Raw genomic sequence first — 14,145 nt, forward strand, 5'->3', positions numbered from 1 at the left:
GGCCGGGTCAAGCGACTTTCCTCGTTTCGAAGTCCGCGGCGTCGAGCTTGCGAGTGCGCCAGCGGTAGCTGGTGACGGTGCCCGGCCAGTTGTTGGTGATCCGCCCGGCCGCGTTGCGGTACCAGCTCGAGCAGAAGTTCCACGGCGTGCGGTCGAGACGCTGCTGCAGCAGGCGATCGAAGCGGGCCTCGACTTCGGGACGCACCTCGAGCACGTGGCCCGGGCGTTCGGCGACACGTTGGACGGCCTGGCGGATGTAGCGGGCCTGCGATTCGATCATGTAGACGATCGAGCCGACACCGAGGTTGGTGTTCGGGCCGTAGATCAGGAACAAGTTCGGATAGCCGGGCATCGTGATGCCCTGATACGCCCGAGCGCCCTGCGACCACTCGTCGGCCAGCTTGCGCCCGCCCTGGCCCGAGATCCGCATGGGCCAGAGGAATTCGGTGCCCTTGAACCCGGTGCCGTAGATGACGGCGTCCACCTCGTGCAGCGCACCGTCGGCGGTGCGCACGCCCTCCGGGGTGATCTCGGTGATCGCGGTGGTCTCCACCGTCACGTTGGGCCGGATGAGCGCGGGCAGGTAGTCGTTGGAGAACAGCGCCCGCTTGCAGCCGGCCGGATAATCCGGGGTCAGCCGGGCCCGAAGACCCGGGTCCGCCACCTGACGTCGCAGATGCCGCAGGCCGATCCGCGTCACCAGCTTGCGGATGACCGGAACGTCGACGATGCCCAGGGAGAGGAACTCGCAGAACAGCCAGAACGCGAAGCGCTCGGTGAGGCGGGTGACCGGCAGCAGCCGGAAGGCGCGGTGATGCCACGCTTTGTACTCGACGTCCGGCTTCGGCATGATCCACGCCGCCGAGCGCTGGAACAGCGTCAGATGCGCTACCGAGGGCGCGATCGCGGGCACGAACTGCACCGCGCTGGCGCCCGTGCCGATCACCGCCACCCGCTTGCCGGTCAGGTCGGCCTCGTGATCCCATTCGGCGGAATGGAAGGCCGTGCCGCGAAAGCTCTCCACACCGGGAATGTTCGGCAGGGCGGGCCGCGAGAGCTGCCCGACCGCGGAGATCAGCACGTCGCAGGTCAGCTGGGCGCCGTCGGCGGTGCGCACGGTCCACCGGCCCGTGGCGTCGTCGAACTCGGCCTCGGTGACCTCGCTGCGGAAGCGGATCTTGGGCAGCAGGTCGTGATCGCGGGCGATGCCGCGCAGATAGGCGAGGATGTCGGGCTGCTGGGAGAATCGCTTCGGCCAGTCGATGCGCGGCGCGTAGGAATAGGAATACAGCGGCGAGGGTATGTCGCAGCCCGCGCCGGGGTAGGTGTTCTCTCGCCAGACGCCGCCGACGTCCTCGGCCCGCTCCAGGATCGTGAAATCGTGCAGGCCCGCACGCTGCAGTTCCATCGCCATGCCGAGCCCGCCGAATCCGGTGCCGATGATGACGATCGAAGGTGTGCTCATGGCGACAACGCTATGACCTCGACAAAGACCTATGCCAAACACCTGAGGTCAGAAAATCCACAGTTTCGGCCACATCGGCGGCTGATCCCGCCCTTCGGCTCATCCGTTGGGCAGGATCACCGCGCGCCCGGTGATCTTTCCCTCGTGCAACCGCTGGTAGGCCAGCGGCGCCTCGTCCATGGCGAAGGTCTCGACATGCACCTCGACCGCGCCCGCTCGGGCGAGGTCGAGCACTTCGCGTAGTTCACCGCGACTGCCCCAGTACGGCGCCGTCACGCTGACCTCGAACGGCAACACCCCGAAGCCGACCGCGACGGTGCCGCCCGCGATGCCGACGATCGTCACGTCACCTTCCATCGCGACGCACGCGGCGGCGGTGGCCGTCGTCGTCGTGGCGCCGACGAAGTCGAACACCGCGGTGGCGCCACGGCCATCGGTGAGTTCCCGGACCCGGTCGGCGGCCCGCTCGTCGGAGGCCACCGCCTCATGGGCGCCGACGGATCGCGCGAGCTCGAGTTTGTCCGCACTCACGTCCATCGCGATCACCCGGGCGGGGCTCATCACCCGCAGCAGTTGAATCGCGACGTGGCCCAGCCCGCCCGCGCCGATGACCACCGCCGTGGAGCCCGGCACGAGTTTCGGCAGCGACCGCTTGATGGCGTGATACGGCGTCAACCCGGCATCGGTCAGCGGCACCGTCCGCACGGGGTCGAGTCCGTCGAGCGGCTCCAGATGGCGGGCGGCGTCCACGAGCAGGTACTCGGCGATGGCGCCCGGAGCGCCCAACCCCGGCGGGAAGATGCCCAGTGCGGCCGCGCGCAGACAGTAGTTCTCCTTGCCGGTCGCGCACGGCGGGCACATCCCGCAGCCCCACGGACCGTAGACGGCGACCGAATCATCCACCGCCAAGCCGGTGACCCCGTCGCCGAGGGCGGCGACCGTTCCGGCGCCCTCGTGGCCCAGCGTCAGCGGCAACCGGTAGGGGAACTCGCTCTCCGGCCAGGACATCACGGCGATATCGGAGTGACACACACCCGCCGCCGAGACCTTCAGCAGCACCTGCCCGGGACCGGGCTCCGGGTCGGGCACCGTGACCAGCTCGGGCGCGGACCCGATGGTCCGGTACTGCAGGGCCCTCATCGCGATACCTCCGTGGCCGTCACCTACAGGAAGGAACTCACGTTGTTCACTTGGTTCGATTGCGTGTAGCCGCTCTGCACGTACTCGCAGCTGAACCCGCCGGAACTGTCCCAGGTGATGGGCGTCGACTCGGTGCCGACGTTCGTTATCCAGAGGATGTAGATCTCGTGCCCGGCCTCGTATTCCGAGCTGGTCTGGCCGGGAGCGAGAATGAACAGCGATTTGGGCTTGTCCCATTCTTGCCGGTAGATCGAGACATGCATATCCGTGTCGTTGTACAGCTTGTACCAGCCGGACGAGCTTCGCTCGGCAGGCGTCCCTTCGCTCAGCGATGACAGAGGTACGGTCTTTCGCTTGGCGTCCATGCCGGTTCCGGTCATCGGTCGTCTCCCTTCGGATCGTGCACACGGAGTCCGAGAAATCGGCGCGAACGTCGATGGATGGCAGTGTTTCTCGCGCCGCTTCGCAGCATATGAATACGCAACGGGGGCTTCCCTCACCTTTTTCGGATGAAATAGCGCGCGATTCCGGATCGAGTGGCGGGGGACGACGGCGATCAGGTCACGGCTGATGCAATTCGCTCCGGCGTGGCGCCGATTCTGCTGTACTTGCTCCCGGCGATTCGCCTCGGACGACGACTACGAGATCAGCGCAGCGTCACCGGCGGTGCCGAGCTCGGTAGCGGTGCGCTCACACAGTGAGGACGAGACCATGGCTGAGAAGACTGCCACCACATATCAAATCATCAACTATGAAACCGGCCAAGCACTCGCGGTCGACGGCAGCGCGGACAGTGTGACCATGCGACAGCGTGCCGCCGACGACGAGGCCCAACTGTGGACGTGCCCGGCCAATCCCGAAGAGGGCGACTTCGACATCGTCAACAAGAAAACCGGCGGGCACCTCGCGGCGAATCGTGCGAATGGGCGGTTGCTGTGCGCCGACGAGCATTGTGGCTGGGATATGCCCGAGTTCCCCGAGATATCCCCGATTGCCACCAGTGACGACGAATTCGTCATCGGCGTCATCCAGAACGATCAACCGCAGTTGCTGGTCAATCGAGAAAGCGAACGGGAGAAGTGGATATTCAGGAAAGTATGACCGGCGCGGTTTCGCCGCGCCGATCGCGGTTATTCCGTCGGGTTCCGGTTGTCGCGAACCGGGCCTAGCCCCGGGCGTTTGGCGGTGCGGCCGTCACCGGAGGACCGTCCGGTGGCCCGGCGTCGTAGCCATGGGCCGAGAAAGGTTGCCGCCCAGCGCAATTCGTACGCGGCCGCGGAGGCCGGGCCTCGTGCCACCAGTGGTGGCCGCACGGGGCTGGTCCAGCTGTCGTCGGCGCTGGGCAGCCGTAGCGCGTGCGCCAGAGCGTCGGCTATGCGCTGATGCCCGAGCGGACTGGCGTGCAACCGATCGGGGCTCCAGAGACGGGGATCGGTGACCACGGCGTGCCGCGCCGTTTCGGCGACGACGACGCCGTGGCTCGCGGCCGAGTCGCGGATGCGCAGGTTGAGCGCGGTGACGCGGGTGCTGAACGGCCGGGCGAGGGGGGTGATGCGCGCGATGTCGGGGAAGGTCACCGTGGCCACGACCGCGCCCTGCGCGGTGAGCGCGGCGAACATGGCGTCCAGGTGGCCTGCGACCTCGTCGGCGTCGAATCCCGGTCGCAGGAGGTCGTTGACCCCGGCGATGACGGTGGCGAGGTCCGGTCGCAGCGCGAGTGCGGCATCGAGTTGTTCGGCGTGGACCTGCCGGGCGAGTTTGCCGCGGACCGCGAGATTGGCGTAGCGCAGATCGGGGTTGTCCTCGGCGAGCCGTTCGGCGAGGCGGTCGGCCAAACCGCGCACTCCGATCCGGTCGTCGCCGTCGCCGACGCCTTCGGTCTGGCTGTCGCCGAGAGCGACATACCGCGAGTAACCGCCGCGGGTCGCAGGTGTGCGAGCGTCGGCGCGCTGCAACGCCGCGGCGGCCGGCTCGGCACTGCCCGTGCCGACCACCACGGCGTCGTAGTCGCTCATGCTCCGCTCGCCTCACCCTCGAGCTGCGCGGTGGCTTCGGCCTTGATGCGTTCGAACTGCTCGCCCATCCGCGTGGCCAGGGCCTGTGCGGCCGAGAGCGGGCGCACCATGACGGTGAAGTCGTCGATCTTGCCGTCATCGTCGAAATGCAGGAAGTCACAGCCGGTCAGCTGCTTGCCGTCGACGGTGGCCTCGAAGACGAACGCGTGATCGCGGCCATCGGCATCGGCGATCTCGCGCACGTAGCGGAAGTCTTCGAAGACCCGGATCACCGCGCGCAGGATCGCGGCGGTGATGGCCTTGCCCGGATAGGGCTGGAACGCCACCGGACTGGTGAACACGACGTCGTCGGCCAGTAGTGCCTCGATGGCGGCCTCGTCGCGGGCCTCCACGGCTGCCCGGAAGGGATGCATGTGCACCTCGCATACTCAAGAAGTTGAATAGGTGGACTGAACAGTAGTTGCGGCTCACTGAATATGTCCAGGGCTCGGAGGACAAATAATTTAATATTCGCATCCGGTGCTAGCCTGGCTGGATGGCGCTACGTAACGCGGTGTTGGCCGCCCTGTTGGAAGGCGAGGCGTCCGGCTACGACCTGGCCAAGGGGTTCGACGCTTCGGTGGCGAACTTCTGGATGGCCACGCCCCAGCAGCTGTACAAGGAACTGGAACGCATGGCTGCCGACGGTCTCATCGAGACCCGGGTCGTTCACCAGGAGCGCCGCCCCAACAAGCGCCTGCACTCCATCACCCCCGCCGGACGGGCGGCGCTGCACGAGTTCGTCGCCGAGCCCGCCAAACCCACCGCCATCCGCGACGAGATGATGGTGAAGGTCCAGGGCATGGACGTCGAGGACGCCGCGGCGGTGCGCGCCGCGGTGGCCGAGCGCCTGGACTGGTCGAAGGCGAAACTGGCGCGATATGAACGGCTGCGCACCCGGCTGCTGAACGGCGGCAGCGAACAGGCGTATCTCGCCGAGGCCGAACGAGTCGGCCCGTATCTCACCCTGCTGCGTGGCATCTCCTTCGAACAAGAGAACGTCCGCTGGGCGGAGTTCGCCCTGTCGGTGATCGATCGGCGGATGGCCGCGCACGGGTAGCGATCCGCGACGACGTCCGGACGCCGGACCAGGCGGCTCAGCGGGCAGCGGCGAGTGCCGCGAGGGTCTCCGCGGAGGTATGCGCGGGCTCCCAGCCGAGCTGCCGCTTCGCGCGGCTGGTGTCCATGACCACGGGAGTGCGGACGATGTGCAGCCATTCGAGCGTGGCGGGCATGAACGGGAGGCGGGCGAGGGCGGCGGACGCGGCGGTGGCGGCGACCGCGGGAACGCGCACCGGCCTGCCGCCCAGCGCGGCGACCACCTCGGACAGGGTGAGGGTGCCATCGCCCGCGATGTTGTAGGCGCCGGGTGGCGCCTGCGCGGTGGCGGCCAGCGCGATGGCGGCGGCCACGTCGTCGTGGTGGACGAGTTGCAGCGGGTGGCCCGGGTCTGGAATCACCGGTTTGAACAGCGGGTTCGAGCGGGCCAGAGTGCGCAGCGGGCCGGGAAGTTTCTCCCATGGCAGGTCGTGCAGAGCCGGCGCTTTCGGGCCGGCCACGATGCACGGCCTCAGCACGAACACCTCGAGACCGGAACCGGCGGTGATCTCGGCGAGCGCCGCCTCGCACGCGGCCTTCTGCTCGGAGTAGTAGTGCTCGGGCGAGCCCTCGGGCGGCACGTCTTCGGTGATGGGGGAGGGATTGTGCGGGTGGTAGCCGTAGGCGGCGACCGAGGACGTGTAGACCAGGCGGCGGACCCGCTCGGCGGCCACCGTCGCCTCGAAGACATTGCGGGTGCCCGCGAGATTCACCCGCGCGCTCTCCTCCCGCGAACCCATGATCACGAACGCCAGATGGATCACCACGTCGGCATCCGCGACCAAGGCATCCACGGCGGCTCGGTCGAGGATGTCGCCGCGCCGGTACTCGGTCTTGGTCCAGCCGTGTGCCGCGGGGTCGAACGGCCTGCGGGCCATTCCGAGGATCCGGTCGACCGCGGGGTCGTGTTCGAGTGCGGAGACGGCGGAGATGCCGATCTCGCCGGTCGGCCCGGTGACGGCGACAGTGATACCCATGCGGCCGGAATTCCCCGGCCGCCGTGGGTGAAACCGTGCTCAGTCGGGTGGTTCGACGGTGCCCGCCTCTTCGTTCACGTCCTCGTTCTCGGGTGTTTCGCGGGTCTCGAGGTCCAGGTCGTCAGGGTGGGAAGTATCGGTCTGGTCGCCCAGTTCGGGTGCGTTCTTGTTTCTGGGTTCGGTCACGCCCGTGGGCTACCCATCGGCGTGGACTTCACGCGGAGCGCGCATATCCGTTGGGTGCCGTACGAGGCGCAAGTCCGGTGCCGTCGCGAGTCACGCTCGGTGTTCCCGGTCGCGTTGCCACTGCTCGATCGCCCGGCCGATGTCGGTGGTGGCGGGCTCGTGGTAGAGCCACTCCCGCGCGAGTCGATGCCAGTTGTTGGTGACGTGGAGCTGGCCGAGCGCGGCGAAGGTGAACAGGTCCGCGCGGCGGGAGAAGACGTGCTCGGCCGGGAGTAGTTGGTGGCGCATACCTTTGAACTCGGCGGCTCGCGGGTCGATGGCGAGGATGACCGCGCCGGTGGCGACCTCGGGCGTGATGGTGATCGGTTCGTCGAGCAGATGCCATCCCGCGGCGGCCCACACATAGTCCAGGCATTCCTGTGTGGTGACTCCCGCGTCCGGGTCGATGATGCCGCGTCCGACCCAGGCGTCGTACAGGTCTCGTGCGCGGTGTTCACCGGCGGCCCGCAGACACGCGCGCTCGAAGTCCACGTGCACGGGGTCCATGTGGTCGTAGAGCCCGAAATCGACGAACGCCAGCCGGCCGTCGGCGGCGAGCAGGATGTTGCCCGGATGCGGGTCGCCGCAGAACTCGTTGTCGCTGAACAGCGCACTGATGTAGAAGCGGTAGATCAACTCGCCGAGGCGGTCGCGTTCGGCGGCGGGCAGTGATCGAATCCGCTGGAAATCACCGCCCTCGACGTACTCGGAGACGAGAACGCTTCGCGTGCAGTACTCTTCGATGCTGTCGGGGACGGTGATGAAGGGGTGGTCGCGGTAGCGCATCGCTACCCGGTGCTGGGTCCGGGCTTCGCGGGGGTAGTCGAGTTCGTTGCCGATGTTGCGGGCGATCTCGTCCAGCACGGCGGTGTCGGCCGCGCTCGGCAGGACGGTTTTCCACAGCTTGCTGAGCACTTCCAGATTGCGCATGTCCGCGTGGATCGCCGCGTCCACCCCCGGGTATTGCACCTTGACCGCCACGGTGCGTCCGTCGTGTAGCCGGGCCCGATACACCTGCCCGATCGACGCCGCGGCGATCGGTGTCTCGTCGAAGTCGGCGAACACGCGCGCCAACGGCCCGAGGTCGTCCTCGATCACCTGCTTCATCGCGGCGAACGGCACGGCCGGCGCGCGATCCCGGAGTTCGGCGAGCTTGGTGCGAAACAGTTCACGGTGCGATTCGGGCACGAGGTCGACCTCGAGAACCGACAGCATCTGCCCCAGCTTCATCGCGGCGCCCTTCATCGCGCCGAGCACCGTGACGAGTTGCTGCGCCGTCTGCAGCGTCGAGCGCTCGGCGAGAACCCGCCGGGCTTCCTCGGTTCTGCCGATCATCGACAGCCGGGTCCCGACCCCGCGTACCGCCTGGCCGGCGGCCAGGCCGCCGAGGCGGCCACTTCTCGCCAGGCGACCTTTCGGTACCCGTCCGGCCACCGCATGCACCTCCATGAGCATTCGTGCCGCCGATGCCGCACGTCCGTATTCTTCGCAGCCCGACCGCCGCTTGTCGACCGGTGGGGGTGCTTCTTCAGGCCGGGCGGCGGGTGCCGGCCGGTACCTCGCTCGGAAGGTCGCTGACGGCCGAGGCGATGAGCGCCGACCGCAGATACCACAGGCCTCTGCCGTCGGCGGGGTCGAACCCGGTGAGCTGCGCGATGCGCCGGAGCCGGTAATCGACGGTGTTCGGATGAACATGCAGTCGCCGCGCGGTGCGCAAGCGGTGCATGCCCGTGTCGAGATGAGTCCGCAGGGTTTCCAACAGCTCCGGATGGTCCATCAGTGGGGCGAGGTGTGTGCGGAGCTGGTCTCGACCGACTCCGGGGCGGGTCAGTTGATAGTGCAGCGCCAGCTCGGGGAACCTGTACAGCCCTGGTCCACGTCCCAGTTGTTGCACCGTGTCCAGCAGTTCGTGCGCTTGGACAGCCGCGGCGGAGACCTCGTCGGGACCGGCGGACACGACGCCGGCGGTGATCGGCACCTGCGCGGCGCCGGAAAGTGTCGCGACGACCTTGTCGAGGTCTATGTCGTCGCCGGGATCTGCGGGCCGGGCGCAGGGAATGAGGATGGTTCCCCCGTCGACCGACAGCAGCGACAGTGCCCGGTCGTCGAACAGGCCCGCGAGGGCGGCCTGGAGGCGGCGGAGTTTGCGCCGCGCGACGACCTGGCTGTCGAGCCCGGGGTGGGCTTCGTCGGGATGCGCGGGCACGGCGAGGGCGAGCACGAAATATCGGTCGGCGAGGGGTATTCCGCATTCGCGGGCCATCGCGGATGTCGCGTGCCCGCCCAGCAGCGCCGAGGTCAGGGTGTGCACCGCGGTGTGGTGTTCGGCGGCGATGGCCTTGTATTCGCGGACGTAGGCTTTGCTGACCGTCGACGTCAGTAGATTCAACAGCTCCACTATGGTCGCGGTGCCGGTGGCGATGTCGATGCGATGCGTGGATCCGCGGTCGCCGAACAGCAAGCCGAGCCCGAACTTGAACCCCACGTGAACCGCGTGCAGGACGGCGTCGACCGGGATCCCCTCGCGCGCCCATCCCGCTGCCGCGACCTGCAAACCGTCGATGCGGTCCGGCACCGCCTGCCCGTCCAATCGCTGGATGGCCCACCGCATGCACGCACGGACCACCTCGGCGACGTCGGCGCCGACCGCGCCACCCGGCAGTGTGCGGCAGGGCGCCGCCGTATCCGCGACGTGTGCGACCACTTCGCGCGCGAGTCTGTGCACATCGTGCAGCGGCCGGATGACCGGCTGCCCTTCCGGATCGACCGCAGGGTGAGCGATGTCTTCGATCATCACGTGTGACCTCCTCGCCACCGCGCATCCGCGGCCACGTCCAAGCTCGAACCGCCCGGGGAAGCAACCGTGCGGCGCCTCGGCGTCACCGGTTGTTCACCCTGTCCTCAACGGTAATCCGAGTCCTAGATCAGCTACTACTCCGCTTTCGGCCGGTCGGCCGACGACCGCGAAAACGGCTCCTGAACAGTAGGAATAGGGACCGCGGCCGTAGCCTGGGGGAGTGCTCAGGAGCCAGAACCTGGTGACCCGCTCACTTTCCTCTCCCCGCACGTGGACAGTCGTCCGATCAGTAGGCGGCCACGCGCTGCGCGGCCACGACGGCAGACGGAATCGTCACCGTGCCAGAGGATCCGCGTCGATCAGACGGCGGCGGCCTCGGCTTCGGCCTCCATCCACGCGCCGATCATCCGCCCGGTCATATCGATCGCATCCGCGCGGGCCCGGCTGTCCACATCCAGAGCCGACGCGCGCAGCACCGCCGCGAATCCGGTGTTGATCATGACGAAGGTCATCACGTCGTACTCGTGATCGTCTCCCGGGCCGAGGATCTGGATCAGCATCACCTTGACCAGCAGACGCAGTCGTGGTTCGAATTCCGGGATACCACTGCTGTAGAACTGCACTCCGCCGACCAGCGCGCGAACCAATTGCGCGTTCGCGACCAGTTCCGCGGTGATCACCTGCAGGACATCGCTGACGATCTGCGGGATCGATTTCTCCGACAGATTGAACACCTGCTGTGTGAAGCGCCGCTCGATGGTCTCGAGCAGCCGCTCGAGCAACTCCTCGACCAGGACGGCGCGATCGGCGAAATAGCGGTAGACCGTCCCGATGCTGACACCGGCCTCCACCGCGATCCGGTTGGTCGAGGTGTTGGCGATACCGCGCTCACCGAACAGTCGCGCGGCCGTATCGAGGATGTGCTCCCTGGTCGCCTTCGCACGCTCCTGCGTCGGACGACGGCGCTGACCGACAGCCTTCGACGGCATCACGCCCTCCTGCTGATCATGAAAAATGAGCAACGCTCATGTTACTGAGCGTCAGCGCCGCCGTCGGCGTAACGACGAGGTGGATTCCCGATCTCCGTGATGCCGCGCGGAATCCGATGGAGCCGCGTCGCGACCCCGGCCGGGCGAAGCGCAAAGCGCAGGGTCGCAACGATATCCGCGGCAGGTCACAGATATGGCCGGGTGATCATCTCGATCCCGTGCCCGGCGGGGTCGCGGAAGTAGACCCCGCGTCCGCCGTGTTCGGTGTTGGTGGTGCCCGGCCGCTGGAAGAACGGGTCGGCCGCGTGCTCGACACCCCGCTCACGCAGCTTCCCGTAGGCCCGTTCGAACAGCTCGTCGTCGACAAGGAAAGCGTAGTGCTGCATCTGGATGTCCTCGACCGGTGGTTCGGCGAACTGCAGCAGCACCCCGTCCTCGCAGAGCAGGTTGGTGAACACTCCCCATGAAGGGGCTTCGGCGAACTCGAAGAGATCGCGGAAGAAGGCCGCGGACTCGTGGCGATCCTTGGCCGCGATGATGGTGTGGTTGAAGCGTGCGGGCATGATTTCTCCTGTCGTGATCGATCTGTGAAGCGTGTGATCATCACGACGGAGGTGGGGCCCGCGCACCGGCGCGAGGACTTCGATCGAATGGTCGGCTCGGGCCGCGGCAGGCCCGAACGGCGCTCAGAAGAGCGCCGGGTAACCAATCCGTGTGTGGCGCAAGGCCGTCCCGGTAGTCATCGCCGCACAGCGTAGCCCATCGGGCGAAGCCGGCCAAGCCTCCGGTTCCGCGGTGCGGCCGCCATGTGGAGGTGGCCGAGGTGGAAGGAGAGCGTGCGGGATCACTCGCGCACGAGCGCGGCGATGCCGTCGAGCAGCGCCGCTAGCCCGAATGCGAACACTGATCCGGCTCCGGCACCCGCGCCACGGTCGTCCGGCGAGCCCGCGGCGGCGACCGCCGCGAGGGCGGGAAACCGATCCGGCCCGCCGAATTCGACGAACACGGCCGGATCGAGCACCGGCCCGGTGTGGCCGTCGGTGTCGCGCCCGAGGCCGGGATCGATCTCGAGCCGGGTCGCCCCACTGGTGAACGCGCTGACCGACAGCAGAGCCTCGGTGACGACCGCAAGGGGCAACCCGCCGTCCAGTAGGGCGCGCATGGCGGCCTCACCCCAGGCGGCTTCATTCGGTCCCATGAACCGATTGCCGGTGCCGACCACCAGCACCCACGGATGGCGCAGGTACAGCTCCCTGGTCGCGCCGGCCCATTGGCGCAGCGCCGCACGCCAGTCGTCGGCGGGCAAGCGGGGCGGGTCACCCATCACCGCGTCGAACATCAGCGAGACCAGGTCGTCCTTGCTGGGCACGTGCCGGTACAGCGACATGGTCGCCGCGCCCAACTGCTTGGCGACGCGCTGCATCGACAGCGCCCCGATCCCATCCGCGTCCGCCACCTCCACGGCCGCGGCGACGATGCGGTCGAGGGTGAGAGCCGGTTTCGGCCCGCGGCCGGTCGGCCGGTGGCCCGACCACAGCAGCCGTGCCACCGGTGGCAGTTCGTCGGTCACAGTCCCTCCTTATTGCGTATGCAATACGCTACGCGTAGCTTGTACGCAGTACTTGTCGTCTCGGCTTCCCGGATGGTCCACCATGGGTGTTTCGACCCGCCAATCGCCTCCCCCCGTTCCCGCCCCGCCCCGCAGAACCTGGTGGCAGCGGCCGTGGACCGGACCGCTGCTGGTTCTCGTCTTCGCCTTCGTCGCGTTCTCCTTGCCGCCCTATCTCACCTTCGACCGGTCGCGGTCCCGAGTCCCCGACCCTGGCTTCGCGCTGCACTACCCCCTGCTGGTCGCCCATGTCGTCTGCGGTTCGGTGGCAATCCTGGTCTGTGGCTTTCAGGTGTGGCCGTGGTTTCGCCGAACGTATCCGGGTCTGCACCGCGGCCTGGGCCGCGTCTATGTCGTCGCCGGGGTACTGCCCGCCGGGCTGATTGGTCTGGTGATCGGGGCGACGAGCCCGTTCGGACCGGTCGCCCGGGTCAGCAACGTGATGCTGTCGGTTCTGTGGCTGCTCACTACGATCGCCGGCTGGCGGATGGCCCGCCGCCGTCGATTCGGCGACCACCGCCGGTGGATGATCCGCAGCTTCGCGCTGACCCTGTCGATCGTGCTCAACCGCGTCCTGGGGGCGATTCTGTTCCTGGTGTTGGACCCCCGCCTCGACACGACCTTCCACGGTGACGAGACATTGCTCGTCCAGACCATCGCGGGCATCGGCACCTGGCTGGGATGGACGCTGTCGCTGCTGATCGCACAGTGGTGGCTGGAGCGGCGGCCCCGACCGGTGGGTCGGCCGCGATGACCCTGGACCGGTTGGGGCTGACCCCCGACCAGGAGCGGGTGTACCGGTGGCTGCTCCAAGAGCGCAACCGCACGGCGGCGCTCGCACCGGCCGATCGCCTGGTGCTCGGTGAACTGCGGCAGCTGGGCCTGCTGAACGACGACCTGTCAGCGGTGTCTCCCGTCACGGCGGTGGACGTACTGGTCCGCAGGCGGCTGAGCGAGGCGCAGCGGCAATTCGCCGAACTCGGCGCCGCCTGGGACGCGCTTCGGGAATGGGGCGAGGAACACCGCACCGGCAAGCCGGCGGGGACCGTCGAATTCCTGCCCGGCGGTGCGGAATCCGGGCGGCGCATCCACCGACTGCTGGCCCGGGAACCGGACGAGTTGCTGTCGATCCAGGCCGATCCACGCCACACCCCCTTCTGGCGCACACGGGCCGGATACGAGCGTCAGCTCGCGGCCGGTCTGCGCAGCCGGGTGATCTTCCCGATCGATGCGATGGAAGATCCCGCCCAGGTGGCGTACGCCCGGCGCCGCCACGCGCTCGGCGATCTGCACCGGGCGACCACCCAGCAGATCGGTCCGCTGGCGATCGTCAATCGCTCGGTGGTCTTCGTCGCGGCCGGGCCGGGCGACGACGTGATACAGATCCGCCATACCAGCTTGGCGCGGTTGCTCGTCGGCGTCTTCGACCGGATGTGGGCGCTTGCGCACGACGTCGCCGAACCACCTTTCTCACCAACGGAATTGCGTGTCCTGCATGCGCTGACCTGCCACGACACCGATGAATCGGCCGCACGATCGATCAACATCTCGGTCCGCAAGTTCCGCGCGCATGTCGCGGCGGTGATGGACAGGCTCGGCGCACGAACCCGGTTCCAGGCTGCCCTGCTCGTCAAGGAGAAAGGCTGGATCTGAGGCTGTGCAGCTTCCTGCACCCCGCGGTGCAGCGACTGCTCTTCAGTTGCGACGGTGCGCTGGGCGAAGCTGGGTTCGCGGGGCTATCCCCTGGTGGGGCCCGCGTGAGACGGGCTTGTGGGTGAATGAAGGAGGAGC

General features: G+C 68.0%; 16 protein-coding genes. 4 read left to right on the top strand and 12 right to left on the bottom strand.

From position 1 onward, the window contains the following. Window positions 1-7 precede the first annotated feature (7 nt). The 3 genes from NG1_RS21975 to NG1_RS21985 all read right to left on the bottom strand — a co-directional run bounded on the left by NG1_RS21975 (window position 8) and on the right by NG1_RS21985 (window position 2,985). The gene (locus NG1_RS21975; protein ID WP_062973627.1) at window positions 8-1,465 is read right to left on the bottom strand and encodes a flavin-containing monooxygenase; all 1,458 of its coding nucleotides are present in this window, start codon (window positions 1,463-1,465) and stop codon (window positions 8-10) included. A 99-nt stretch (window positions 1,466-1,564) separates the two neighbouring features. After that, window positions 1,565-2,605 (bottom strand): NAD(P)-dependent alcohol dehydrogenase, encoded by a 1,041-nt coding sequence (locus tag NG1_RS21980; RefSeq protein ID WP_062973629.1) that lies wholly within the window; start codon window positions 2,603-2,605, stop codon window positions 1,565-1,567. Window positions 2,606-2,628: 23 nt separating this feature from the next. Then, window positions 2,629-2,985: a hypothetical protein gene (locus NG1_RS21985; protein ID WP_062973631.1), complete on the bottom strand. Its 357-nt coding sequence runs from the start codon at window positions 2,983-2,985 to the stop codon at window positions 2,629-2,631. A 331-nt stretch (window positions 2,986-3,316) separates the two neighbouring features. On the opposite strand from NG1_RS21985, the gene NG1_RS21990 reads away from it, so the two are divergent. Further along, window positions 3,317-3,706: an RICIN domain-containing protein gene (locus tag NG1_RS21990; RefSeq protein ID WP_168434201.1), complete on the top strand. Its 390-nt coding sequence runs from the start codon at window positions 3,317-3,319 to the stop codon at window positions 3,704-3,706. A 29-nt stretch (window positions 3,707-3,735) separates the two neighbouring features. On the opposite strand, the gene NG1_RS21995 is transcribed toward NG1_RS21990, so the two are convergent. Beyond that, window positions 3,736-4,620: an SGNH/GDSL hydrolase family protein gene (locus NG1_RS21995; protein ID WP_084499096.1), complete on the bottom strand. Its 885-nt coding sequence runs from the start codon at window positions 4,618-4,620 to the stop codon at window positions 3,736-3,738. Continuing rightward, window positions 4,617-5,033 carry a nuclear transport factor 2 family protein gene (locus tag NG1_RS22000; protein ID WP_062973635.1) on the bottom strand — a complete coding sequence of 139 codons (417 nt, stop codon included), beginning with the start codon at window positions 5,031-5,033 and terminating at the stop codon, window positions 4,617-4,619. The genes NG1_RS21995 and NG1_RS22000 overlap by 4 nt, the downstream gene beginning before the upstream one ends. 122 nt (window positions 5,034-5,155) lie before the next feature. Between NG1_RS22000 and NG1_RS22005 the strand changes: the two genes are divergently transcribed. Continuing rightward, window positions 5,156-5,719, top strand: coding sequence for a PadR family transcriptional regulator (locus NG1_RS22005; protein ID WP_062973637.1), 564 nt, complete (start codon window positions 5,156-5,158; stop codon window positions 5,717-5,719). Window positions 5,720-5,756: 37 nt separating this feature from the next. Here the strand turns inward: NG1_RS22005 and NG1_RS22010 are convergent, their stop codons facing one another. From NG1_RS22010 to NG1_RS22035, 7 genes are all read right to left on the bottom strand, one after another. Then, a complete protein-coding gene (locus NG1_RS22010; RefSeq protein ID WP_062973639.1) occupies window positions 5,757-6,734 on the bottom strand; it encodes an NAD-dependent epimerase/dehydratase family protein in 978 nt (325 codons plus the stop codon). A 39-nt stretch (window positions 6,735-6,773) separates the two neighbouring features. Next, window positions 6,774-6,920 (bottom strand): hypothetical protein, encoded by a 147-nt coding sequence (locus tag NG1_RS36860; RefSeq protein ID WP_157114171.1) that lies wholly within the window; start codon window positions 6,918-6,920, stop codon window positions 6,774-6,776. Between the two features lie 90 nt (window positions 6,921-7,010). Next, window positions 7,011-8,393, bottom strand: a complete 1,383-nt coding sequence (locus tag NG1_RS22015; protein WP_062973722.1) for an ABC1 kinase family protein — start codon at window positions 8,391-8,393, stop codon at window positions 7,011-7,013. Between the two features lie 94 nt (window positions 8,394-8,487). Next, a complete protein-coding gene (locus NG1_RS22020) occupies window positions 8,488-9,753 on the bottom strand; it encodes a PucR family transcriptional regulator (RefSeq protein WP_062973641.1) in 1,266 nt (421 codons plus the stop codon). A 362-nt stretch (window positions 9,754-10,115) separates the two neighbouring features. Then, window positions 10,116-10,745, bottom strand: a complete 630-nt coding sequence (locus NG1_RS22025; RefSeq protein ID WP_062973724.1) for a TetR/AcrR family transcriptional regulator — start codon at window positions 10,743-10,745, stop codon at window positions 10,116-10,118. A 185-nt stretch (window positions 10,746-10,930) separates the two neighbouring features. Further along, a complete protein-coding gene (locus tag NG1_RS22030; RefSeq protein WP_062973643.1) occupies window positions 10,931-11,308 on the bottom strand; it encodes a VOC family protein in 378 nt (125 codons plus the stop codon). Between the two features lie 281 nt (window positions 11,309-11,589). Beyond that, window positions 11,590-12,315, bottom strand: a complete 726-nt coding sequence (locus tag NG1_RS22035; protein ID WP_218018985.1) for a TetR/AcrR family transcriptional regulator — start codon at window positions 12,313-12,315, stop codon at window positions 11,590-11,592. Window positions 12,316-12,397: 82 nt separating this feature from the next. On the opposite strand from NG1_RS22035, the gene NG1_RS22040 reads away from it, so the two are divergent. Both NG1_RS22040 and NG1_RS22045 read left to right on the top strand, forming a co-directional pair. Then, window positions 12,398-13,108: a DUF2306 domain-containing protein gene (locus tag NG1_RS22040; protein WP_084499097.1), complete on the top strand. Its 711-nt coding sequence runs from the start codon at window positions 12,398-12,400 to the stop codon at window positions 13,106-13,108. Beyond that, window positions 13,105-14,007, top strand: coding sequence for a helix-turn-helix domain-containing protein (locus NG1_RS22045; RefSeq protein ID WP_157114172.1), 903 nt, complete (start codon window positions 13,105-13,107; stop codon window positions 14,005-14,007). Before NG1_RS22040 ends, NG1_RS22045 begins: the two co-directional genes overlap by 4 nt. The last annotated feature ends 138 nt before the right edge of the window (window positions 14,008-14,145 follow it).

The organism is Nocardia gamkensis NBRC 108242, assembly GCF_001612985.1.
In the GTDB taxonomy this organism is placed as follows: domain Bacteria; phylum Actinomycetota; class Actinomycetes; order Mycobacteriales; family Mycobacteriaceae; genus Nocardia; species Nocardia gamkensis.

Coding starts and splice junctions, on each gene's coding strand:
- NG1_RS21975 (WP_062973627.1), bottom strand. CDS start 1,465: ATGAGCACACCTTCGATCGTCATCATCGGCACCGGATTCGGCGGGCTC.
- NG1_RS21980 (WP_062973629.1), bottom strand. CDS start 2,605: ATGAGGGCCCTGCAGTACCGGACCATCGGGTCCGCGCCCGAGCTGGTC.
- NG1_RS21985 (WP_062973631.1), bottom strand. CDS start 2,985: ATGACCGGAACCGGCATGGACGCCAAGCGAAAGACCGTACCTCTGTCA.
- NG1_RS21990 (WP_168434201.1), top strand. CDS start 3,317: ATGGCTGAGAAGACTGCCACCACATATCAAATCATCAACTATGAAACC.
- NG1_RS21995 (WP_084499096.1), bottom strand. CDS start 4,620: ATGAGCGACTACGACGCCGTGGTGGTCGGCACGGGCAGTGCCGAGCCG.
- NG1_RS22000 (WP_062973635.1), bottom strand. CDS start 5,033: ATGCATCCCTTCCGGGCAGCCGTGGAGGCCCGCGACGAGGCCGCCATC.
- NG1_RS22005 (WP_062973637.1), top strand. CDS start 5,156: ATGGCGCTACGTAACGCGGTGTTGGCCGCCCTGTTGGAAGGCGAGGCG.
- NG1_RS22010 (WP_062973639.1), bottom strand. CDS start 6,734: ATGGGTATCACTGTCGCCGTCACCGGGCCGACCGGCGAGATCGGCATC.
- NG1_RS22020 (WP_062973641.1), bottom strand. CDS start 9,753: ATGATCGAAGACATCGCTCACCCTGCGGTCGATCCGGAAGGGCAGCCG.
- NG1_RS22025 (WP_062973724.1), bottom strand. CDS start 10,745: ATGCCGTCGAAGGCTGTCGGTCAGCGCCGTCGTCCGACGCAGGAGCGT.
- NG1_RS22030 (WP_062973643.1), bottom strand. CDS start 11,308: ATGCCCGCACGCTTCAACCACACCATCATCGCGGCCAAGGATCGCCAC.
- NG1_RS22040 (WP_084499097.1), top strand. CDS start 12,398: ATGGGTGTTTCGACCCGCCAATCGCCTCCCCCCGTTCCCGCCCCGCCC.
- NG1_RS22045 (WP_157114172.1), top strand. CDS start 13,105: ATGACCCTGGACCGGTTGGGGCTGACCCCCGACCAGGAGCGGGTGTAC.